This is a genomic window from Streptomyces sp. NRRL F-5122 (assembly GCF_001507435.1).
In the GTDB taxonomy this organism is placed as follows: Bacteria; Actinomycetota; Actinomycetes; order Streptomycetales; family Streptomycetaceae; genus Streptomyces; species Streptomyces lannensis.
Map to the genome: position 1 here is coordinate 217679 of NZ_LMWH01000001.1, position 21029 is coordinate 238707.

The window sequence follows — 21029 nt, forward strand, 5'->3', positions numbered from 1 at the left end:
CCGGCGATGGGGTCCGGTCTTGCGCCGCGGGGGCGGGCAACGGCTTCACAAGCCTGCGAAAGACGGGAGTCACCGGGGGTGCGGCCTGGTCGGGGGCGGTGGCGTGGAATTCCCGCCACTGCGGCCGCTCCCCCGGATGGACCCCGCGTTCAGGAAAACAGATCCGGCCCCAACGGAGGACGGAGGCCTGCCGAGAAACAGGTCAACAAAAAGGGAACACCGAACAAAGCCATGGACGGGGAACGAGGTCGATGGCCCCTACCGCCGAGAAGTCGGGAAACCGTCCCGGAACCAGGCACGCATTCACGGCGCACACAAGGAAAGAACGCGTCAATTCGTGATGACCGCCGCACGTCGTCGGCGGACGACGGGGAGAGCGGTGAGCACCACCAGGGTCAAAAGCGTGGCACCGCCGACGGCCGAGCCCAGCCGCAGGCCCGGCGGGTGGAACGTACACGTGAGGCTGGTCGAGGAACCGTCGAGGGGGACGGCGATCAGCCCGTGGTACTCCCCCGCCGGGATGGCGGGACCGTCACCGGTGGCACAGCGCCACCCGGCGATCCGGGGGGCCGCCACGACCGCCGTCCCGGTGGTGCCGGCCGGCAGTTCGGCCCGGACGGTGCCGTCGGAGACGGTCAGCCGGCGGGCACCGGTGGCCTTGAGCCGCTGGGCGACCCCGTCCAGCGCCGTGGTGTCCAGGCATCCGACCGCGCCGTCCGGTACAAGGCTCGTCCGGTCGGGAGACAGCTCGATCCGGAGGTGCCCGGATGCCGGGACCCGCCCGAGGCGCTCCATGGCGGCGATCTTGGTGACTCCGTGGTCGGACCGGAACCGCCCGGTCAGTGCGGGGGCCTGAGTGCCGCCGAGCCGTGCGGTTCCCGAGAAGTCCGGGGCCCAGAGATAGACCTCGCTGCCGGCCCGGCAGTCGGCCGTGATCGTCGGCCTCGGCACGGCGTTCCCGGCGGGCACCGCGTCGAGGCGCAGACCCCGGCGCTCGGCCGCACTTCGGTCCTGCGGCTCGCCGGCGGCGTCGCGCACCGTGATGCGGGGCACCGCGTAGACCCGGGCGCCCAGCAGCAGTTCCTGGTTGCGGTAGGGCGACGGTCCGAACGAGGACGTGTCCGTGCGTGTGCCGGCGGGCACCGACGGCCGCACCGTGACCAGGGGCGGCACGTCCTGGCGGGTCACGTACACATGGCTCCCGTCCTGCGGGAACCAGTTCTGATAAGGGTCGGGCGGGGAGTGCACCCGCGCGCCGACGGAGAAGATCACGTCCGTGACGGCGTTGTCGATGCTCTGCAGATTCCGCCCCCGCGAGGTCCAGCCGCCCCCGAGCTCGGTGATCAGGGTGCTGAGGACGTCGGAGGTGTGGCTGCTGTAGTACTGGGCACCCTGGCCGCCCAGCAGCATCGGGTCGTTGCCGACCGTCTGCTCCCGGCCCGGGTCCGTGCGGTACCGGGGCCAGCCGTCGGCCTTCTCGATGGCCTCCGACTGCTGCTGCTGGCGCGCCCCCCAGGGGGCGTAGTCGTCCATGCGCGAGAGCCGCATCCGGGTGGCCGCGGCGGTGGTGGCCGTGGTCTCCCCGAGCTGCGTGCCGACGAGCAGCGCCACGGCGCAGCCGACGAGCAGAGCGCGGTGCCCGCCCGTGGCGAGTCGCCCGCGCTGCGTCCCGGCGTAGAGGGCCAGTCCGGCAAGCGTGCCCGCGGCGGCGAGCGCGAGCACCGGCCATGCGAAGGAACGGACCAGGCCGCTGCGGCTCGCGAGAGCCGTGATCAGTGCCAGCAGCACGCTCGCGGCGATCAGGGCGCGCCGGTCGGGCGGCCCGTACGAGAGGGCGTACCAGGCGGCCATGACGAGCAGCGCGCACAGGACGAAGGCCTCGCGGTACGGACTGCCCTGCGGGGTGGTGAAGGCGTGCCAGAACAGATGGGTCGGCGTCCACTGCATCGACAGCGTCACCGCGATCACCGGCACCGTCCATCCGGCGCGCACCCGCCGGGGCACCGCCCGGTGGAACGGCAGGGCGAGGGCGAGCACCAGTGCCGTGATGCCCACGTACACGGCCGGTGTGCCGAAGCTGTACGTCGTCGGCAGCAGCCGGGCCAGCAGGTCCTGGCCCGCCACGGGTTCGAACCCGGTGAACCTGCCGGGCGAGGCGTGCTTGGTGCCGAAGTACACCACCGTCACCAGCGGCGCGGCCAGGCCCATGCCGAGGGCGAAGGTGAGGGCGGCCCGGCCCGCGGCGGCCAGCGCCTGCCGGCGGGTGAGTCCGGCGAGGAGCAGCCGAACCAGCAGCACCACAGCGGCGCCGATGGTGGCCATGTATCCCGTGTAGAAGTTGGCGATCCACACGAGGGCGACCAGGAGCACGCCGGGGAGCCGGCGCCGCCCGTTCAGCGCCCACTCGCCGACCAGGCACAACAGGGGCAGGCCGATGAGGCCGTCGAGCCACATCGGGTTGTACGACGCGTCCGCCACGCTCCAGCCGCACAGGGCGTAGGAGGCGCCCAGCAGTCCCGCGGCCCACCAGCGGCCGGACCGCAGACGGAGCAGCAGCCAGGCCATGACGGCGCCCGCCGTCGCCGTTTTGAGCACGGTGATCACGTACACCGCGAGGTCGATCCCGTCCCGCGGGAACACGGCGACCAGCAGGGCGAAGGGGCTGGTCAGATAGGTGCCGAGGTCGGGCAGGAAACTGGCGCCGAAACCGGACTGCCAGTTGACGAGGAGTCCGCCGTCGGCCCTTCCGTGCAGCAGGTCCCACAGATGGGCGTGGTAGGGCACGTACTGGTTGCCCATGTCGTTGATGCTGCGGGTGCGGGGGCCGAAGGGGAAGCTGCGGGCGACGGCGCCGGCCGCGCAGAACACCGTGACGGTGAGGGCAGCGGCCAGCAGGGCGGCGGACTGCCTCGGCCCGGTCGGCAGCCGGAGCCGCGAAGGGCGTCCGGTCGTCGAGGCAGGCTCGCTGGGCCGGCGTTGCGCGGGCACGGACGGCGCCTTGTCACCGTGTACGGCGGTCCTCGGCTCCGGCTGGGTTGTCGGTTTCACATCCAGTTCCTGTCCGGACGTCGCGGCGAGGTCCCGTGATGCGTGCCACTCGGAGCCGGGGGCGACGCCGGTACGGCGGCCGTGGGCAGGGTCGAGCGATGCATTTCTTGGCGAGCCCCCTGAAAGCGTGGGACGCATGGCGTCCCGGTCCGGGGGCGTGCCTCCCCCACGTGTCTCATTTCGCCAGCTGAGACGGGCGTTGATTCCGAAAGGTTGTGCCGCCTCCGGAAAGTGATGGGAGCAATTCCGAAAGCGCTCGCCCGAGCCGATGCAGATCCTCGTCGCAAGGAAAAGGAAAGTCGCACCGCACATGAATTGCGGGTGAATGAAATCCGACCGCCGGGGATTGTTCAGCGCGTCTTGCGTGCCGCGTAGGCCCGTGCCGCCCGTACCCGGTTGCCGCACTTGGTCGTGCACCAGCGTCGTGCTCCGTGCGAGCGCAGGAACCAGCGGGCACAGCCCTGCGCGGCGCACTCGGTGAGCTGGTCGGCCTCGGAGCCGGTGAGCAGTTCGGTGGCGTCCTCCGCCAGCACGGACAGCGCGGCGGCGGCCGGGTTGCCCGCGTCCGGCTCGTCGCAGCGGCGCGGGCCGTCGGCCGTCCAGGCCAGCCGGGGGGTGGCGGGCGCCGCCGCCAGGGCGGCGTTCAGGGTCGCGAGGTCCTGCGCCGAGGGGATCCCATGGGCCTCGTGGGCCTGGAACAGCGCGCGCAGCGCCTCGCGCAGGCCCAGCAGCCGTCCGGACTGCCTGCCGTTCAGCGCGACCCTGTCCGGCAGCAGCCCGTGCCGGACGAGCCACAGATGCGCGGCGTCCGTGCCGTCGAGCAGGTCGACGGGGCCGTGGCTGACGGTGAAACGCGTGTTGACCAGCGCCAGGGAGGCATAACGCTCCTCCCCGGGGACCGGGAGCTGGTGCAGGTAGACAGGGCTGTCGTGATCCACGCCCTCATGCTAATGCTTGCGATTCTCCGTGAGGAGACCTAGCGTTTCTCACGGAGAATCGCAACAGATAGCGTGAGAGGTGAGAGGCCGTGACCTTCGACGTGGACGCCCTGCGCAAGGACTTCCCGATCCTGGAACGGACGGTCGAGGGCGGTGCCCGCCTCGTCTACCTGGACTCCGGTGCCACCACACAGAAGCCCCTCCAGGTCCTGGACGCCGAGCGGGACTTCTACCTCCGGCACAACGCCGCCGTGCACCGCGGCGCGCACCAGCTGGCGGGTGAGGCGACGGACGCGTACGAGAACGCCCGGCAGACCGTCGCCCGCTTCATCGGAGCCGCCGACGACGAGGTGGTCTTCACCAAGAACACCACCGAGGGCATCAATCTCGTCGCGTACGCCCTGGGCAACGACCGCAGGCTCGGACCGGGCGACCGGATCGTGGTGACGGAGATGGAGCACCACGCCAACCTGGTGCCCTGGCAGCAGCTCGCCGAGCGCACCGGGGCGACGCTGGACTGGTTCGGTCTCACCGACGACGGCCGTCTCGACCTCTCCCGGGTCGACGAACTCCTGGACGAGCGCACCAAGGTGCTCGCCCTCGCGCACCAGTCCAACGTCCTCGGCACCATCAACCCCGTACGGGCGCTCGCCGACCGGGCCCACGCGTTCGGCGCGCTCGTCGTGGTCGACGGAGCCCAGTCGGTGCCCCACCGGCCGGTCGACGTGGGCGAACTGGGCGCCGACTTCCTGGCCTTCTCCGGGCACAAGATGCTGGGCCCGAGCGGAGTCGGCGTGCTGTGGGGCCGGCGCGAGCTCCTCGCCGCCCTCCCGCCCTTCCTGACCGGCGGCTCGATGATCGAGATCGTCGAGATGGATCGCACCACCTTCCTGCCGCCGCCCCAGCGCTTCGAGGCGGGTGTGCCGATGACGGCTCAGGCGGTCGGCCTCGCGGCAGCGGTGGACTACCTCCGAGCGCTGGGCATGGACGCGGTGGCCGCACACGAGGACCGGCTCACCGCCCGCGCCCTGGACCTGCTTGGCGAACTCCCGGGCGTAAGCATCGTCGGCCCCCGGGACCTCACCGACCGCGGATCGGCCGTGTCGTTCACGGTCGACGGCATCCACCCCCACGACGTCGGCCAGGTCCTGGACGAACGGGGTGTCGCGGTCCGCGTGGGTCACCACTGCGCCCGCCCGATCGTGCGCCGCTACGGAATCCCGGCGACGACCCGGGCGACCTTCTACGTGTACAACACGCCCGATGAGGTGGATGCCCTGGTCGAGGGTGTCCGCGCAGCTCAGGCCTACTTCGGGGGATGACGGACGGGAGCACTTGACCTGGAGCGCGCTCCAGGTCCTACGGTCTTGTCCATGACCAGCGCGCAGCCTGCCACCCCCGACGGGGAGCCGACCCTCACCATCGCCCAGGTCGCCGAGCGCACCGGCCTCACACACGACACGCTGCGCTACTACGAGAAGGCCGGCCTGATCGAGCGGGTCGGCCGGACCGGCGGCAACCAGCGGCGTTACGCGGCCGCCGATCTGGCCTGGCTGGAGTTCCTGCTGAGGCTGCGCGAGACGGGCATGCCGATCGCCGAGATGCAGCGCTTCGCCGGACTGCGCGCTCGGGGCGAGGCCACGGTCGCCGACCGGCTGGCGATGCTCCGGGAGCACCGTGCCGGGGTGGCGCGGCGTATCCGCGCCCTGCGCCGCAACGCTGCCGCGCTGGACGACAAGATCGACCACTATGAACGGCTGCTCGAAGGGCAGCCGGGGACGGATGAACCGGCATGAACGCGAGCACCTCCCGTGAAGAACGTTTCGCCCATGGGCTGGAGGTCCTGAAGCGGGTCGACGGCCGAGCCGGGCAGCGTGTCGTGGACGCGCTCGCCGACGTCAGCCCGGAGCTCGGCCACCAGATCGTCGCCTGGGCCTTCGGGGACGTCTACGACCGGCCGGAGCTCGCCCCGCGCGACCGCCAGTTGGTGACGCTGGGCATGCTGACCGCGCTCGGCGGCTGCGAGGCCCAGCTGGACGTGCACGTCAACGCGGCACTCAACGTGGGTCTCACGCCTGAGCAGATCGTGGAGGCCCTGCTCCACTCGGCGGTCTACTGCGGCATGCCCAGGGCGCTGAACGCGACCTTCGCCGCGAAGCGGGTCTTCGCCGAGCGCGGGCTGCTGCCGCTCGGAGGCCGGTCCCCGCAGGAGCCGGCCCCTCCCTCCGTCTGACGAGGGGAGGGCCCGCGCGATCCACGGCTCCGTGCCGGGCACGGCGGTGCGGGACGTAGGGTCGAACGCATGGTGGATCGTGAGTTCTGGCCCGTGCGGGACCTGCTGGCCCATCTCGCCGGGCGCTGGCACGTGGAGCGCACCGTGCGGGACCTCGCGAGCGGCGAGGAGGGCAGCTTCGGCGGAACGACCCTGTTCTCGCCCCTGGAGGACGGCGGGGACGGGTTGCTGCACCACGAGTCGGGCACGTTCGTCTGGCAGGGCACCCCGCGTCCGGCCGAGCGGACGCTGTGGTTCCTGCCCGGGCCGTCAGCGGGCGCCTCTCAGGTGCGGTTCGCCGACGGCCGCCCGTTCCACGACCTCGACCTCACGAGCGGCCGCCATCTCGCCGAGCATCCGTGCGCCGCGGACCTCTACCGGGGCGAGTTCACGGTCCACGACGAGGACCACTGGCGGACGGTCTGGCGAGTCGGCGGGCCCGCGAAGGCCCTCGTCCTGACCACCGACTACACGCGCGGGCGGCTCGAGTCAGCCCCTTCCCTGTGACGGAGCCTCCAGCCGGAGGTTCCAGCGTCCGTTGCGGCCCGCGAGCGTGACCGTCGACAGGGGGCGCACATCGATGTTCCAGTACGCCGACGGCTGTGCCCGCAACGCGTAGACGAGCGCCGCCCGCACCACCGACGGCTCCGTCACGGCGACGATACGGCTGCCGTCCTCGACCGGACGGGTCTCCAGCCAGCCGCCCACCCGGGAGATGAAGGACATCAGGGTCTCTCCGCCGTGCGGCGCGGAGCGGGGATCGGCGAGCCAGGCGTCCACCGCCGCCGGCTCCCGGGCCATCGCCTCGCCCAGCGTGAGTCCGCGCCAGCGGCCCATGCTGCAGTCCCGCAGCGCCGGCTGCACCAGTGGGGCGTATCCGAGCGCGTCTCCGGTCGCCCGGCTCCGCGGGGTCGGCGAGCAGTAGCGCAGCTCGGCAGCCGCCAGCGGTACCAGGTCCCCGGCGGCACGCTGCACTTCGTCCCAGCCGGCCTGGTCCAGCGGCCGGTCGTCCTCGAAGCGCTCCGCGAGCAGCGAGGAGCTGCGCGCCGCGGCGACGAACGTGACCCGAAGATGCATGCGGCGATCGTGTGCCGCCCAAGTGGGCAGGTCAAGGGACGTTACTCAGGAGTGACCAAAGGTGTCGAGACCTTGACGTGCGCCCCGGCCGGACCGGTCGAGCCAGAGCACCATCCACTGGTCCGGCCTGTCGAGCGGCTCGAAACCGTGCTGGGCGTAGACGCCGTGCGCGTCCTCCGTGGCGAGCAGGACGCGGCGCACGCCGAACGGTGCGAGGTGCTCGCGCACCGCGCCGACCAGGGCGGTGCCGATGCCCTTGCCGCGCGCCTGGCGGTCGACGTACACATCGCAGAGCCAGGCGAACAGCGCCTCGTCGGTCACCACGCGTGCGTAGGCCACCTGGGCTCCGGAAGCGGCCTCGTACACACCGAAGTTGAGGGATTTCGCGACCGCGCGCTCATGCTGCTCACGGGGCCGGTCGAGCGCCCAGTACGCGTCGGTCGACAGCCAGTGATGCGTGCGGTCGACGTCGATGCGGGCGGGATCGGCGGAGAACTCGTACCCGTCGGGAAGGCGCGGCGCGTCGGTCATGGCGCGAGAGTCGCAGGCCACACGGGTGCTGTCGAGCGGTTTTCGGGCTCCTGCGCCGCAGCGCGACGCCTCATCCCGCTGCACTCGTTCCACTGGCGCGGTGCGGAAGTACCTCGTCGCAGGCGCTCCGCAGACGCCGCACCCCCTCCGCGATCTCCCCGGCGCCCGCCACCGCCGCGAAGCTCAACCGGAGGTGGGCCGCCGGAGGTTCGGCACTGAAGTAGGGGCGCCCGGGGGTGACCGCCACTCCCGCACGCAGGGCGCCCGCGACGAGGGCGGGCTCGTCGGTGCCGTCGGGCAGTCGCACCCAGAGGTGGTAGCCGCCCGACGGGACGTGCGGCAGCGCCAGTTCGGGCAGACGCAGGCCCAGCGCGGCGGTCATCGCGTCCCGGCGGCTCATCAACTCGGAGGAGACGGCCCGCAGATGCCGCGGCCAGGCGGGCGAGCCGACGAGTTCGAGTGCCGCCTCCTGCAGCGGACGCGGCACGAAGAACGTGTCGACGATCTGGATGGCACGCAGCCGCTCAAGGACCGGGCCGCGGGCGGCGAGGGCACCGACCCGGAAACTCGGCGAGGTCGCCTTGGTGAGCGAGCTGACGTGCACGACGACGCCCTCGGGATCCTCGGCGGCGAGCGGCGGCGGCAGGGGCCCCGCGTCCTCGTGCACCAAGCGGCGCACGAAGTCGTCCTCGATCACGAACGCGCCGGCGTCCCGCGCGATGCGCAGCACCTCGCGGCGGCGCTCGGGCGCGAGGACGGCACCGGTCGGGTTCTGGAACAGCGGCTGGCAGACGAAGACCCGGGCGCCGCTCGCCCGGAACGCGTCCGCCAGCAGGGCCGGTTTCACCCCGTCCGCGTCGACCGGGACGGGCACCGGCCGGAGCCCGGCCGCGCGCGCGATCGCGAGCATTCCGGGGTATGTGGGCGATTCGACCAGGACCGGCGCGCCCGGGGGCGCCAGCGCCCGCAGCGCGGTGGTGAGCGCGGACTGGCCGCCCGCCGAGATCAGCACGTCCGCCGTGGTGACCGCACCGCCTATGCTCCGCGCGAACCACTCACGCAGCTCCGCGATCCCCTCCATGGGCGGCCGGGCCCAGGCACCCGGCCGGCGCCCGGCCCGCGACAGAGCCGCGCCCATGGCGCGTTCGGGCTGGAGCACGGGATGCAGATAGCCTCCGTTGAACTCGACGACCCCGGCGGGCGGGGCGGCAAGCGAGGTCAGCACCCCTGAGGCGTCGACGCTGCGCGGCACGAGTTCGGCGGAGGCTTCCGCGCTGAGGGCGACCTCCTGCCAGGAGGTGTCCCCGACCGCTCGGGCGACAGCCCGGGGCTCGGCGCGGAACGCGCCGGCCCCGGGCCGCGTCACCACGATTCCCTCGGCGGTCAGCTGGGCAAGCGCGCGCGACACGGTCACCGGGCTCACCCGGAACCGCTCGACGAGCGCACGACTCGACGGCAGCTTCTCACCCGGAGAGTAGCGCTTCACCTCAGTTCGCAGATGTTCCGCGAGTTCACCCACACTGCTACGCTCATGCATGAGAGCAGAGGATAGCGCTACTACGCACACGTCGATAGCGGCCGAGTCGGGCCCCGGCATCGCGCCCCGCACCGCCGGCACCCCGGCCCGTACCGGACCGGGCGAACGGTCTCCCCGCAGGCGGGCCGGCGTGCTCCAGGCGGGGCTCGGGGTCCTCGCCTTCTCGCTCACCTTCCCCGCCACCGCCTGGGGGCTCGAGGGCTTCGGGCCGTGGACGCTCATCGGTCTGCGCAGTGTGCTGGCCGCGGTCATCGCGGGCGGATGTCTGCTCGCGCTGCGCGTCCCCCTTCCCGCACGGCAGCACCGGGCGGGGCTCGCCGTGGTCGCGGCCGGTGTCGTGCTCGGCTTCCCGCTGCTGACCACCCTCGCCCTCGAGACCTCGACCACCGCCCACGCCGCCGTGGTCGTGGGGCTGCTGCCCCTGACCACCGCCCTGTTCTCCGCGCTGCGCGTCGGCAACCGGCCGTCCCGGACGTTCTGGCTCGCGGCGCTGGCCGGCGCCGCCGCCGTCATCGGCTTCACCGTGCAGCAGAGCGGCGGCACTCTGACGGGGGCGGACGCCTACCTCTTCGGCGCGCTCCTCGTCTGCGCCGCCGGTTACACCGAGGGCGGCCGGCTGGCCCGGGTCATGCCCGGCTGGCAGGTCATCGGCTGGGCGCTGGTGCTCTGCCTGCCGATCACGCTGCCGGGTGCGCTCGTGGCCCTGGCGTACGAACCGGTCCACCTCACCGTGCACGGCCTGGCAGGGCTGCTGTGGGTGGCGGCGGGTTCGCAGTTCCTGGGGCTGGTCGTCTGGTACCGGGGCATGGCCGCGATCGGTATACCCAAGGCCAGCCAGTTGCAGCTCGCGCAGCCGCTGCTCACACTGGTGTGGTCGGTACTGCTCCTCGGCGAGCATCTCACTCCGGCCGCGCCGCTCACGGCCGCCGCGGTGCTGATCTGTATCGCGGTCACCCAGAGGGCGCGTGGCTGACCGGGTGGGGTGCACGGACAGGGTCGGCCGGCGCAACCAGGCCGTGGACCCACGGCCACGGACCGATACTCCCGCACGTGACGAGGAGGCCCCAGATGCGCGCAACTGTGGGCGACAAGCTTGTGCAGCACGGCAGGATCGTCGGGCAGCACGACAAGATCGGCGAGATCGTCGAGGTGATGGGGACGAACGGCAACCCGCCGTACCGCGTCCGCTTCCAGGACGGGCACGAAGGTGTGTGCTCGCCCGGCCCCGACACCGAGATCCGCCACAGGGAACTGGAGCAGCCGATCGGTCAATGACGAGGGAGGGGAGTCACCGTGGTGGCTTCGCCGGCTGCCGGTAGTGGTCGGCCGTCACCCTCGACATCGCTCCGATCGGATCCTCCGCGACTTCCTTGGCGGCGAAGAAGACGTGCCCGCGCACCTGCGGGTACCGCTTGGCCAGGGTGAGGTGCCGGGAGAGTTCCGCCGGGCTCCGCCAGGCGGCGGGCTGGGCCGGGTCACCGGCCTTGTACAGCGCCTCACCCAGGTACAGCCCCACGGACGTGCCCGCGGCGACCGCTGCCCACCAGCGGACTAGCTCCGCGTAGTCGGCGAGGCTGTAGCCGATGTTCCAGTACAGCTGGGGGCAGATGTAGTCGAGCCAGCCCGAGCGCACCCATGTCCTGGTGTCCGCGTACAGGTCGTCGTACGTCTGCACACCTGCCCGCGTCGCCGAACCACGGGAGTCGGTCGCGGCATTGCGCCACACCCCGAAGGGACTGACCCCGAAGCGGGCGGCGGGCCGGATCTGCCGTACACGGGCCGCGGTCTCCCGCACCAGGAGGTCGATGTTGTGGCGGCGCCAGGCAGCCCGGCTCGTGAAGCCGCCGCCGTACGCCGCGAACGCCGCGGCGTCCCCGAACGTCTGACCAGCGACCGGATACGGGTAGAAGTAGTCGTCGAAGTGGACGCCGTCGACCGGATAGCGGCGCACGGCGTCGAGGATCGCGTTCTCGACAAAGGCGCGGACAGCGGGCAGCCCGGGGTTGTAGTAGAGCTGCCCGCCGTACGCCACGGTCCACTCGGGGTGCCTGCGTGCGGGATGCGACGCGGCGAGCCGGGACCGGTCGGTGTGGGTGGCGACCCGGTAGGGGTTGAACCAGGCGTGCAGCTCGAGCCCGCGGGCGTGCGCCTCCTGGACGGCCGTGCCCAGCGGGTCCCAGCCGGGATCCTTGCCCTGGGTCCCGGTGAGGTACTGGGACCAGGGCTCGTACGGCGAGGGCCACATCGCGTCGGCCGTGGGGCGGACCTGGAAGAAGACGGTGTTCAGCCCGCGCCGTACCGCCGCGTCCAGGCGCTCGCGCAGCTGGGCCCGCTGGACGGACGCCGACAACCCGGGACGCGCCGGCCAGTCGCGGTTGAACACGGTCGCCAGCCACATTCCCCGCATCTCGACGCTCGCCCGCGGGTACCGTGGGGCGGCCGCCGCCCCGGTGGTCAGGACCGACAGGGACAGCGCCGCCCCCGTGAAAGCCCGCCGTGACAACCGCCCCATTGCACATCCTCGTACGCTGCGGATCCGCGCCCTCACGGATCGTCTCCGCGGCACAGCATGCACCCACCCCGGCGATCGATCATCGATACTTGGGAGTAACGTGCACGAATGGAGCAGGCGACCGGGACCCGAACGGACCTGCCACAGCCGTAGATCAGCGAAAGGGACGATGTGACCGACATCGAACGCGTCGGAGTGGTGGGCTGCGGCCAGATGGGAGCGGGGATCGCCGAGGTCTGCGCCCGCTCGGGACTGGACGTGAAGGTCGCCGAGACCACCGGCGAAGCCCTGGAGTTCGGCCGGACCCGTCTGTTCACTTCCCTGGCCAAGGCGGCCGAGCGCGGCAAGATCTCCGAAGAGGAGCGGGACGCGACACAGGCGCGCCTGACCTTCACCACCGACCTCGGTGAGTTCGCGGACCGCGACCTGGTGATCGAGGCGGTCGTCGAGAACGAGCAGGTGAAGACGGAGATCTTCCAGGTGCTCGACCAGGTGGTGACCCGCCCGGACGCCATCCTCGCCTCCAACACGTCCTCGATCCCGCTGGTGAAGCTCGCGGTCGCCACCTCGCGTCCCGACCATGTGATCGGCATCCACTTCTTCAACCCGGCGCCGGTGCAGAAGCTCGTCGAGCTGATCCCTGCGCTCACCACGTCCGAAGGCACCATCGGCCGGGCGCAGTTGTTCGCCGAGAAGCTCCTCGGCAAGCACGCGATCCGCGCCCAGGACCGCTCCGGATTCGTGGTCAACGCGCTGCTCGTGCCCTATCTGCTGTCCGCCATCCGCATGTTCGAGTCGGGCATCGCGGGCCGCGAGGACATCGACAACGGCATGGAGATGGGCTGCGCCCACCCGATGGGCCCGCTGAAGCTCTCCGATCTGATCGGCCTGGACACCATCGTCTCGATCGCCAACTCGATGTACGAGGAGTACAAGGAGCCGCTGTACGCCGCTCCCCCGCTGCTGCAGCGCATGGTGGAGGCGGGCCGGCTGGGGCGCAAGAGCGGCTCCGGCTTCTACTCCTACTCCTGATCCGTTCCCGACGTCGCGACCCCTCGGTCACGGACCGTCGCACGCCGTCCCCTGCGGGCCCGGCACCGTTCCCGGTGCCGGGCCCGTGTCATTCACACACCGTGTGCGCACCGGACCCGCATATGCCGCGCGCACACTCTCCCGCCGCGCCCACCAGGCGAGTTGACTCTCCATGCACATGCAAGGGATGTGACGACTACGGAAAGGAGCGGACTCGTGACCGCCGACCCCGAGCATCCCGTGGTCCAAGGAGAAGTCGCAGAGTTACGCCGCCGCCTCGATGTGGCACACGCCCGGGTCGAGGGAGGGCTGGCCCTGCTCAGTCATCGCGCCGAGGAGACCGCGAAGGACCTGGACGACCTGAGCACAAGGGTCGTCGCGCTGGAGCACACGCGCTGGCCCCTGCCCGCGGTTGCCGCACTGACGGCCGTGGGCGCCCTCGTCGTGACGATCTGGCAGGCGTGGGCCCACTAGGGTCCGTCGTTTGGAGCATGTCGGCGTCGCGGGGCGTGGTCTCGCCCCAGCCGACCCGATCCAACGACAGACCCTAGCCCGCCGAGCCGCGGGACGGTGAGGGCCATACGTCCTGGCCGAGCCTGAGGTGGTGCAGGAGGAGGAGCGCGGCCGCCATGTTCGCGGCCGGGACCTCTCCGCGGGCGACCATGTCGGGGACGAGCTTGAGGGGAACCCATTCCCGACGGTCCGACTCGAAGTCGTCCACGGGGTGCCCGACGTACTCGCCCCCGTCGGCCCAGTAGATGTGGTGCCGGGCGTCGGTGAGGCCGTTGGAGGGCTCCACGCTCATGAGATGGTGCAGGGGTCCCGGCCGCCAGCCGGTCTCCTCCTCGAGCTCGCGGGCCGCCGCGTCGGCGATGTCCTCGCCGTCCTCGACGACGCCGGCCGCGAGCTCCCACCCCCAGCTGTCGGTGATGAATCGGTGCCGCCACAGCAGCAGCACCTCGTTGGCCTCGTTGACGACCGTGGCCACGGCCACAGGCCTCAGCCGTATCAGGAAGTGGTCGAGATGCCTGCCGTCCGGCAGCTCGACATCAGCGAGATTGACGCTGAACCAGCGGTTTTCATACACAGTTTGTTCGTTCCGCTTCGTCCACTGCACGGTTCTGCCACCTTCCGTCGAGTAAGTGGCAATATCGCAGCAGGAGCGTCAACTCAGCAGGCTCACAGTGACGCACACCCGGCGCAGCCGCGGGCGCAGTCGGCCGCGCCGGCGGGAGAGCCGGACTCTCCGGCCGTGCGCGCGGCGATGTCTACAGCGGTACGCGCAGGGCCCCGTCGATCAGTTCGGCCGCCTCGGCCGTCCCGGCACAGCCGCTGCGTACGAGGTGTTCGCGCACCGCCCGGAGTCTGTCGCGCAGGCGCATGGACTCCATCCCCCGGGCCCGCTCGGCCATCTCGACGGCGGTGGCCACCGCCTTGTCGGCGTTGCCCTGGCGCAGTTCGATCTGGCTGAGCATCGCGAGCCGGTGCACCCTGCCCCGGTCGTGCGCCGGTGTGTCGACAGCGGCGGCGGCATGCTCCCCCGCTGCCACGAGGTCCCCGAGGCTGAGCAGTGCCTCCGCGACCTGGACGTTGACAAGACCGGGCTGGACGTAACCGGTCTCGTCCGGCTCGTGACCGCGCCGGATGCGCTCGGCGGCCGACTCGGCCCGCCGGATGCAGGACAGCGCGCTCGTGGCGTCGCCGAGGTGCGCGTACGCCTTGGCCTGCATCGCGTACAGGTCGGAGGCGAGCGCCGGGGTGATCTGCCTGCCGGCGGCACGCAGCGCGGCTTCGGCGAACGCGACGGCCTGGCGGTACTCCTTCATGAACAGCGACTGGTTGACCAGCAGCGCTATCACATACGCGCCGAGCCCGCGGTCCCCGCTCGCCTTCGCCAGACGCAGGGCCTGGTGGAAATAGCGCTGGGCGAGCCCGTGTGCGTCCGAGTCGTAGGCGCAGATGCCCGCGATGGCCACAAGGCCGCCGGTGGCACGGTGCAGTTGGCGCCCCATGGCGTCGGTGTAGCTGCCGCGGAGCAGCGGCGCGGTCTCGGCGTTGAGGAAGCCGACGATACGGCTGCGGGTCGCCACTCCCCCCGCCTTGCGGTACATCTGCTCGTAGTGGGCACGGGCGGCGCGCAGCATGTCGACGTCCGCCGGGGTGACCCGGTGCCTGCCGCCGCGCGAGACGTCCACGTCCTCCGGCGGGTTCTCCCACTCCCACACGGGCATCACCGCAGGGGTGCCCGTGACGGCGGCGGCGCCCAGGATGTGGGGCCGCTGCTGCTCGTCGGACCGCCACAGCGCCGTGGCCCGTTCCACAAAGCCGGACAGGCCGGAACCGTGCGCGGCGGCCGGTTCGCCGGGCACCCCGAGACCGATGTCGTCCAGGGTCACCGGACGGTGCAGGCGGGCGGCGAGCACCTCGCAGATCAGGTCGGGCACCTGGCCTCGGGGACGCTGCCCCTTCAACCACCGCGCCACGGCGGTGTGTTCGTATCTGAGCGCGAGACCGCGCGCCCGACCCGCCTGGTTGACGTGCGCGGCGAGTCCCGCGTGGGATATCCCTGCCTCGTCGAGGATCGCGTCGAGCAGAGTGTTGGGCTGCATCCGTGCCCCCCCGTGACTCGGTCTCGACAGCGTAGTGCGTTCGCCTTCACACGGGGTGTGAACAGAGTGCGCGAATCCGGGATGTGCGCGCGCTGTTGCGGACAGTTTCCGCCCGCTTGACTGAAAACCCTCGTAAGAGGCCGGCCGGGCCGCCGGCTCCCCCTCGTACAGTGCGGCGGTCCGAATCCGCGCCGTCCGCCCAGCTGCCTGCCCGACACTCCGTAGCGGGGCGGACGGCGCGGCCGTGTGGACACGCTCCGGCGGAAAGGCGGGGACAGCCGGAGCGTCGTCGGCAGTCAGGAGCGCTGGGTCGGACGCGGGTTCGTCGGCAGAGGACGCGCCCATGCGGTGGCCCCGCACGCGTCACGGTCCGGCGGCTCCGCGGCGGCGGCCCGGGACAGACGGTCGTTGAGCAGTACCAGCAGGGCGACGTCGTCCCGGAGTCGGCCGCCGGTGTGGCGGAGCAGACCGGTGAAGACGTTCCGCAGCAGCGCCTGTGGGTGCGGAGGCCGGGCGCGGACGGCCTCGCCGAGCAGAGCGGGCAGGGGAAAGAATCGGCCACGGCCGTCCCGGGCGTCTTCCGCGCCGTCGGTGTACAGGAACAGCGCCTGTCCCGGCGCCAGCCGGCCGCAGTCGGTCGGAGGCAGGTCCGCGGGAAGGGGGAACGGTCCGAGCGGAGGCAGCGGATCGTCGCCCGACAGAGCCGCGAGCCGCCCGGGCTCGAGCAGATACGGCCAGGGATGCCCGCAGTTCAGCCCGCGTACCTCGCCGCCGTGGTCGATCTCCAGGAGCAGCAGGGTCACGAACTCCTCGGCCACCGGGGTGTCGGGTACGGAGCCGGCCGAGGGATGTTCGGCCCTCGCCCGCTCGCGCAGATGGCGGGCGAGTGACCGGTCCAACCGGCGCAGCACGCCCGCCAGTTCGGGCTCGTCGTGCACGGCCTCCCGGAAGCTGCCGAGGACGGCGGCGACGGTGGCGAGGGCGGCGAGACCGTGTCCGCGCACGTCGCCCATCACGATCCGGACGCCGTGCTCGGTGGCGATCACCTCGTACAGGTCGCCCCCGACGGTGGCCCCGCACTCGGCGGAGAGCCGCGCGGCGGCGACCTCCAGCCCGGCGATGCGCGGCGGGAGCGGCCGCAGCACCACGCTCTGGGCGGCCCCCGCGACCTTGCGGGCCTGCCGTAGCTCCCGGAGAAGGGCGCGTCTGACGTACAGAAGCAGTCCGGTACTCATGGCGACGGCCATCGCGCCGCCCGCGGTCCGTGCGCGGCCACCGCCCTGCCGGGCGAGCGGCGATGCCGACGGCCGGTGGATGCGCGCGGCAACGCTGAGCCATGGCCCACGAACGGGCCAGGCCTTGATACGGGTCATGCCGGCCCCCCAAGAGTCCTGGGTGCACGGAAGCGGCCCGCAGGGTCCGTCCTCGCGCCCCCCGAGCCGGTCCGATTCTGTCGGCAGCCCACCCGGAACAGTCCGGATCCCGCGGATCAGCCACCCGAACGAGTGAGGTGATCGACAGCGGTACGGAGGCTCACACCCCACGAGGGAGCGCGAAACAGAACCGCGCGACCGGCCACGGATGACCGTGGCCGGTCGACGACCCGCCGTTCCCCGCTCCGCCGGTGCGGGCGACTAGCTCCGCAGCGTGGCTCCCGTGCGCTCGGCGGCGAGCGCGACCGCCGTGTCGCGGGCCGCGGAGGCCTCGTCGACGGTCAGGGTGCGGTCGGGCGCCCGGAAGCGCAGCGCGTACGCGAGCGACTTCTTGCCCTCGCCGAGCTGCTCGCTCTCGTAGACATCGAACAGCCGGATGGACTCGAGCAGTTGACCGGCGCCCTCACGCAGCGCGGCCTCGACCTCCGCGTGCGGGACGGCCGAGTCCACGACCAGCGCGACGTCCTGGGTGGCGACCGGGAAGCTCGAGATCCGGGGACCCTTCACGGGCCCGGTGCCCGCCCGCTCCAGCACGTCCAGGTCGAGCTCCATCGCGCATGTGCGCTCGGGCAGACCCAGGGTCTTCAGGACACCGGGGTGCAACTCGCCTGCGTAGCCGATGACCTGCTCGTTCCCGTCCACCACCACGGCCAGTTCGGCACAGCGGCCGGGGTGCCACGGGCCGTACTGGCCCTTGCGGACGACGAGGTCCGCACCCGCCTCCCGGGCGATGCTGCGCGCCGCCTCGATCGCGTCGGCCCAGTCGGCCGGGCGGCCCTTGCCCCACCAGCCGACCTGCTCGCGGGCGCCCGCGAGCACCACCGCGGCATGCCGGGGCTGCTCGGGCAGCGCCGCCGTGAGCGACGCGATCTCCTCGTCGGAGGGCCGGCGGTCGACGGTCAGACGCGTGGCGATGCGCTGCTCCTCGCGCGGGTGGAAGACCAGACCGGTCTCGAAGAGCGCCAGGTCGTGGGAGCCCCGGCCGTCGTTGCGGCGCAGCGCGCCCAGCAGGCCCGGCAGCAGCGTCGTACGGAGGGCGGGCTCCTCGTCGGAGAGCGGGTTGACCAGCTTGACGACCCGGCGGTTCGAGTCGTCGGCGGCCAGGCCGAACTGGTCGAAGATCTGCTCGCCGATGAACGGGTAGTTCGGCGCCTCGACGAAGCCGGCGCCGGCCAGCGCGCGCCCGATCCGGCGGTGCAGCCGCTGCCGGTCGGTCAGACCGCGGCCCGCCGGGGGCTTGGGCAGCGTGGAGGGCAGGTTCTCGTAACCCTCGAGCCGGATGACCTCCTCGGCGAGGTCGTTCGGGTCCGTGAGGTCGGGCCGCCAGGACGGGACAGTGACGATCAGCTCGTCCTGCCCGTAGACGTCGCAGCCGACCTGCTGGAGGCGGCGCACCACGGTCTCACGGCCGTACTCGACACCCGCCACCTTGTCCGGGTGGTTCGCCGGGATGGTGATGGTGTGCGGCGCCGAGGGCGCGATGACCTCGGTGACACCGGCGTCCGCGGTGCCGCCCCCGAGCAGGACCAGCAGGTCGACCGTGCGCTGTGCCGCGGCGGACGCGGCCAGCGGGTCGACGCCCCGTTCGAAGCGGCGGGACGCCTCGGAGGCCAGCTTGTGGCGGCGGGCCGTACGCGCGATCGAGATCGCGTCGAAGTGGGCCGCCTCGATCACCACATCGGTGGTGCCGCCGTTCTCGTGGGCGTGGTCGGCGATCTCCGTGTTGGCACCGCCCATGACGCCGGCGAGGCCGATCGGGCCGCGGTCGTCCGTGATCACGAGGTCCTCGGCGTCCAGCGTGCGCGTCACACCGTCGAGGGTGGTGAGCTTCTCGCCCGCCTCGGCCCGGCGCACACCGATCGCACCCTGGATCAGCGAGCGGTCGTAGGCGTGCAGGGGCTGGCCCAGCTCCAGCATCACGTAGTTGGTGATGTCGACGGCCAGCGAGACGGGGCGCATGCCCGCCTTCTGCAGCCTGCGCTGCAGCCAGAGCGGGGACCGCGCCTCGGGCTCGATGCCGGTGACCGTGCGGGCGGTGAACCGGTCGCAGCCCATCGGCTCGGAGATCTTCACCGGGTGGCCGAACGCGTTCGGTGCCGGGACGTCGATCAGCGCCGGGTCCCGCAGCGGCAGACCGTATGCGACGGCGGCCTCGCGGGCGATGCCGCGCAGGGAGAGGGCGTAGCCGCGGTCGGGGGTGACCGCGATGTCGAGCACCTCGTCGACGAGCTCGAGCAGCTCGACGGCGTCGATGCCGACCTCCGTCTCCTGCGGCAGGACGATGATGCCCTTGCTGCCGTCATCGCCCATGCCCAGCTCGTCGCCGGAGCAGATCATGCCGTGCGAGACCCTGCCGTACGTCTTGCGCGCGGCGATCGAGAAGCCGCCGGGCAGCACGGCGCCCGGCAGGACCACGACGACCTTGTCGCCGACGGAGAAGTTGCGGGCACCGCAGACGATCTCCTGCGGCTCACCCGTGCCGTTGGCCTGGCCGACGTCGACCGTGCAGAACCGGATGGGCTTCTTGAAGCCCTCCAGCTCCTCGATGGACAGCACCTGGCCGACCACCAGAGGTCCCTTGAGGTCGGCGCCGAGCTGCTCGACGGTCTCGACCTCGAGACCGACCGAGATGAGCTTGGCCTGGACGTCGCGCCCGGTCTGAGTCGCCGGCAGGTCGACGTACTCCCGCAGCCAAGAAAGCGGGACCCGCATCAGATCTCCATCCCGAACGGCCGGGTGAACCGGACGTCACCCTCGACCATGTCTCGCATGTCTTCGACGTTGTGGCGGAACATCAGCATCCGCTCGATGCCGAACCCGAAGGCGAATCCGCTGTACTTCTCGGGGTCCACGCCGCAGGCGACCAGCACCCTCGGGTTGACCATGCCGCAGCCGCCGAGCTCGATCCAGCCCTCGCTGGAGCAGGTGCGGCAGGGCCGGTCCGGGTTGCCGACGGACTCGCCCTTGCAGACGTAGCAGAGCATGTCCATCTCGGCGGACGGCTCGGTGAAGGGGAAGTAGTTCGGGCGCAGCCGGGTCTTCATGTCCGCGCCGAAGAGCGACTGGACCATGTGGTCCATCGTGCCCTTGAGGTCGGCCATGGTCAGGCCCTCGTCGACGGCCAGCAGCTCGATCTGGTGGAAGACCGGGGTGTGCGTGGCGTCCAGCTCGTCCGTGCGGTACACCCGGCCGGGGCACACGATGTAGACGGGCGGCTCGCGGTCGAGCAGCGAGCGGGCCTGTACGGGGGAGGTGTGCGTGCGCAGCACGACACCCGACTCGCCACGGTCGCCCTCGGGACCCTCGACGAAGAAGGTGTCCTGCATCTGCCGCGCCGGGTGGTCGGGCGTGAAGTTCAAGGCGTCGAAGTTGAACCACTCCGCCTCGACCTCGGGGCCCTCGGCGATCTCGTAGCCCATGGACACGAAGACGTCCGCGACCCGCTCCATGAACGTGGTCAGCGGGTGGCGGGCTCCGGCGGGCACGCGGTCGTGGGGCAGCGTGACGTCCACGGCCTCCTCGACCAGTACACGGGCGTCCCGCTCGGCCTCCAGCTCGCTCTGGCGCGCGGCGAGGGCCTTGTTCACCGCGCCGCGGGCCATGCCGACCCGCTTTCCGGCGTCGGCCTTGGCGTGCGGGGGCAGGGCGCCGATCTCGCGGTTGGCGAGGGCCAGCGGCGAGGCGGGGCCGGTGTGGGCGACCTTGGCCTCGTGGAGGGCGTCGAGGGAGTCCGCGGCGGCGAAGGCGGCGAGCGCCTCGTCCCGCATGCGCTCGATCTCTTCCGGTTTCAAGGCCTCGACCTCGACAGGGTCGTACGACTTATTGGGTGCCGACATCTCTTCCCGTGCTTCCGATTGGCTGGCTGAAGGTCCCCGTCACTGGTCCTGACACTGGTCCGATGACGCATCGTCGCCGACTTCGGGACACAAAGGTGCCAAAGGCCGAGTCTAACGGGGTGGGAGCGGCTACCGGACCGCACGTCCATGAGGCGGCCCGGTCCGGGGCCCGTCGTCGCACGCGAACCGTCCATCCGAGGGGTG

19 protein-coding genes are annotated in these 21029 nt (G+C 71.9%); 8 read left to right on the plus strand and 11 right to left on the minus strand.

The genetic code is table 11. The features are described 5' to 3' along the window. Positions 1-330 precede the first annotated feature (330 nt). Positions 331-3048 carry a YfhO family protein gene (locus tag ADL25_RS01005; RefSeq protein WP_420711329.1) on the minus strand — a complete coding sequence of 906 codons (2718 nt, stop codon included), beginning with the start codon at positions 3046-3048 and terminating at the stop codon, positions 331-333. Between the two features lie 350 nt (positions 3049-3398). Beyond that, on the minus strand, positions 3399-3986 hold the full coding sequence (locus tag ADL25_RS01010) for an ABATE domain-containing protein (RefSeq protein WP_059125628.1): 588 nt from the start codon (positions 3984-3986) through the stop codon (positions 3399-3401). Between the two features lie 89 nt (positions 3987-4075). Here ADL25_RS01010 and ADL25_RS01015 point away from each other — a divergent pair, with 89 nt between their 5' ends. The 4 genes from ADL25_RS01015 to ADL25_RS01030 all read left to right on the plus strand — a co-directional run bounded on the left by ADL25_RS01015 (position 4076) and on the right by ADL25_RS01030 (position 6765). Beyond that, a complete protein-coding gene (locus tag ADL25_RS01015; protein WP_059125629.1) occupies positions 4076-5308 on the plus strand; it encodes a cysteine desulfurase in 1233 nt (410 codons plus the stop codon). Between the two features lie 51 nt (positions 5309-5359). Next, positions 5360-5782 (plus strand): MerR family transcriptional regulator, encoded by a 423-nt coding sequence (locus ADL25_RS01020; RefSeq protein ID WP_059125630.1) that lies wholly within the window; start codon positions 5360-5362, stop codon positions 5780-5782. After that, positions 5779-6219 carry a carboxymuconolactone decarboxylase family protein gene (locus ADL25_RS01025; RefSeq protein ID WP_059125631.1) on the plus strand — a complete coding sequence of 147 codons (441 nt, stop codon included), beginning with the start codon at positions 5779-5781 and terminating at the stop codon, positions 6217-6219. The genes ADL25_RS01020 and ADL25_RS01025 overlap by 4 nt, the downstream gene beginning before the upstream one ends. A gap of 69 nt (positions 6220-6288) precedes the next feature. Further along, positions 6289-6765 carry a DUF6314 family protein gene (locus ADL25_RS01030; RefSeq protein WP_059125632.1) on the plus strand — a complete coding sequence of 159 codons (477 nt, stop codon included), beginning with the start codon at positions 6289-6291 and terminating at the stop codon, positions 6763-6765. Here the strand turns inward: ADL25_RS01030 and ADL25_RS01035 are convergent. The 3 genes from ADL25_RS01035 to ADL25_RS01045 all read right to left on the minus strand — a co-directional run bounded on the left by ADL25_RS01035 (position 6748) and on the right by ADL25_RS01045 (position 9403). Continuing rightward, entirely contained in the window at positions 6748-7335 is a 588-nt protein-coding gene (locus ADL25_RS01035; RefSeq protein ID WP_059125633.1) for a histidine phosphatase family protein, read from the minus strand. The two genes, ADL25_RS01030 and ADL25_RS01035, sit on opposite strands and share 18 nt — an antisense overlap. 45 nt (positions 7336-7380) lie before the next feature. After that, positions 7381-7866 carry a GNAT family N-acetyltransferase gene (locus tag ADL25_RS01040; RefSeq protein WP_059125854.1) on the minus strand — a complete coding sequence of 162 codons (486 nt, stop codon included), beginning with the start codon at positions 7864-7866 and terminating at the stop codon, positions 7381-7383. 70 nt (positions 7867-7936) lie between these two features. Further along, positions 7937-9403 carry a PLP-dependent aminotransferase family protein gene (locus ADL25_RS01045; RefSeq protein ID WP_059125634.1) on the minus strand — a complete coding sequence of 489 codons (1467 nt, stop codon included), beginning with the start codon at positions 9401-9403 and terminating at the stop codon, positions 7937-7939. On the opposite strand from ADL25_RS01045, the gene ADL25_RS01050 reads away from it, so the two are divergent. Together ADL25_RS01050 and ADL25_RS01055 are read left to right on the plus strand one after the other, a co-directional pair. Beyond that, positions 9402-10376 carry a DMT family transporter gene (locus tag ADL25_RS01050; protein WP_059125635.1) on the plus strand — a complete coding sequence of 325 codons (975 nt, stop codon included), beginning with the start codon at positions 9402-9404 and terminating at the stop codon, positions 10374-10376. The genes ADL25_RS01045 and ADL25_RS01050 overlap by 2 nt on opposite strands. 95 nt (positions 10377-10471) lie before the next feature. Then, a complete protein-coding gene (locus tag ADL25_RS01055; protein WP_059125636.1) occupies positions 10472-10678 on the plus strand; it encodes a DUF1918 domain-containing protein in 207 nt (68 codons plus the stop codon). 13 nt (positions 10679-10691) lie between these two features. Here ADL25_RS01055 and ADL25_RS01060 read toward each other — a convergent pair whose 3' ends face one another. After that, a complete protein-coding gene (locus ADL25_RS01060) occupies positions 10692-11915 on the minus strand; it encodes a glycoside hydrolase family 10 protein (RefSeq protein WP_059125637.1) in 1224 nt (407 codons plus the stop codon). Between the two features lie 171 nt (positions 11916-12086). On the opposite strand from ADL25_RS01060, the gene ADL25_RS01065 reads away from it, so the two are divergent. Together ADL25_RS01065 and ADL25_RS01070 are read left to right on the plus strand one after the other, a co-directional pair. After that, positions 12087-12947 (plus strand): 3-hydroxybutyryl-CoA dehydrogenase, encoded by an 861-nt coding sequence (locus ADL25_RS01065; protein WP_059125638.1) that lies wholly within the window; start codon positions 12087-12089, stop codon positions 12945-12947. Positions 12948-13163: 216 nt separating this feature from the next. Beyond that, positions 13164-13421, plus strand: a complete 258-nt coding sequence (locus ADL25_RS01070; RefSeq protein ID WP_059125639.1) for a hypothetical protein — start codon at positions 13164-13166, stop codon at positions 13419-13421. A 73-nt stretch (positions 13422-13494) separates the two neighbouring features. Here ADL25_RS01070 and ADL25_RS01075 read toward each other — a convergent pair whose 3' ends face one another. The 5 genes from ADL25_RS01075 to pheS form a co-directional block, all read right to left on the minus strand. Continuing rightward, positions 13495-14064 carry an NUDIX hydrolase gene (locus ADL25_RS01075; RefSeq protein ID WP_079050104.1) on the minus strand — a complete coding sequence of 190 codons (570 nt, stop codon included), beginning with the start codon at positions 14062-14064 and terminating at the stop codon, positions 13495-13497. A gap of 151 nt (positions 14065-14215) precedes the next feature. Beyond that, positions 14216-15556, minus strand: coding sequence for a hypothetical protein (locus tag ADL25_RS01080; RefSeq protein WP_059125641.1), 1341 nt, complete (start codon positions 15554-15556; stop codon positions 14216-14218). Between the two features lie 296 nt (positions 15557-15852). Further along, positions 15853-16929, minus strand: coding sequence for a PP2C family protein-serine/threonine phosphatase (locus ADL25_RS01085; RefSeq protein ID WP_107116474.1), 1077 nt, complete (start codon positions 16927-16929; stop codon positions 15853-15855). A 261-nt stretch (positions 16930-17190) separates the two neighbouring features. Further along, positions 17191-19701: a phenylalanine--tRNA ligase subunit beta gene (gene pheT / locus ADL25_RS01090; RefSeq protein WP_059125642.1), complete on the minus strand. Its 2511-nt coding sequence runs from the start codon at positions 19699-19701 to the stop codon at positions 17191-17193. Further along, the gene (gene pheS, locus ADL25_RS01095) at positions 19701-20825 is read right to left on the minus strand and encodes a phenylalanine--tRNA ligase subunit alpha (protein WP_059125643.1); all 1125 of its coding nucleotides are present in this window, start codon (positions 20823-20825) and stop codon (positions 19701-19703) included. Before pheS ends, pheT begins: the two co-directional genes overlap by 1 nt. Positions 20826-21029: the final 204 nt, after the last annotated feature.

Bases quoted from the DNA above. Each gene is read 5' to 3' on its own strand.
- ADL25_RS01020 (WP_059125630.1), top strand. From the start codon at position 5,360: ATGACCAGCGCGCAGCCTGCCACCCCCGACGGGGAGCCGACCCTCACC.
- ADL25_RS01025 (WP_059125631.1), top strand. From the start codon at position 5,779: ATGAACGCGAGCACCTCCCGTGAAGAACGTTTCGCCCATGGGCTGGAG.
- ADL25_RS01030 (WP_059125632.1), top strand. From the start codon at position 6,289: ATGGTGGATCGTGAGTTCTGGCCCGTGCGGGACCTGCTGGCCCATCTC.
- ADL25_RS01035 (WP_059125633.1), bottom strand. From the start codon at position 7,335: ATGCATCTTCGGGTCACGTTCGTCGCCGCGGCGCGCAGCTCCTCGCTG.
- ADL25_RS01040 (WP_059125854.1), bottom strand. From the start codon at position 7,866: ATGACCGACGCGCCGCGCCTTCCCGACGGGTACGAGTTCTCCGCCGAT.
- ADL25_RS01050 (WP_059125635.1), top strand. From the start codon at position 9,402: ATGAGAGCAGAGGATAGCGCTACTACGCACACGTCGATAGCGGCCGAG.
- ADL25_RS01045 (WP_059125634.1), bottom strand. From the start codon at position 9,403: ATGCATGAGCGTAGCAGTGTGGGTGAACTCGCGGAACATCTGCGAACT.
- ADL25_RS01055 (WP_059125636.1), top strand. From the start codon at position 10,472: ATGCGCGCAACTGTGGGCGACAAGCTTGTGCAGCACGGCAGGATCGTC.
- ADL25_RS01060 (WP_059125637.1), bottom strand. From the start codon at position 11,915: ATGGGGCGGTTGTCACGGCGGGCTTTCACGGGGGCGGCGCTGTCCCTG.
- ADL25_RS01080 (WP_059125641.1), bottom strand. From the start codon at position 15,556: ATGCAGCCCAACACTCTGCTCGACGCGATCCTCGACGAGGCAGGGATA.
- ADL25_RS01085 (WP_107116474.1), bottom strand. From the start codon at position 16,929: ATGACCCGTATCAAGGCCTGGCCCGTTCGTGGGCCATGGCTCAGCGTT.
- pheT (WP_059125642.1), bottom strand. From the start codon at position 19,701: ATGCGGGTCCCGCTTTCTTGGCTGCGGGAGTACGTCGACCTGCCGGCG.
- pheS (WP_059125643.1), bottom strand. From the start codon at position 20,825: ATGTCGGCACCCAATAAGTCGTACGACCCTGTCGAGGTCGAGGCCTTG.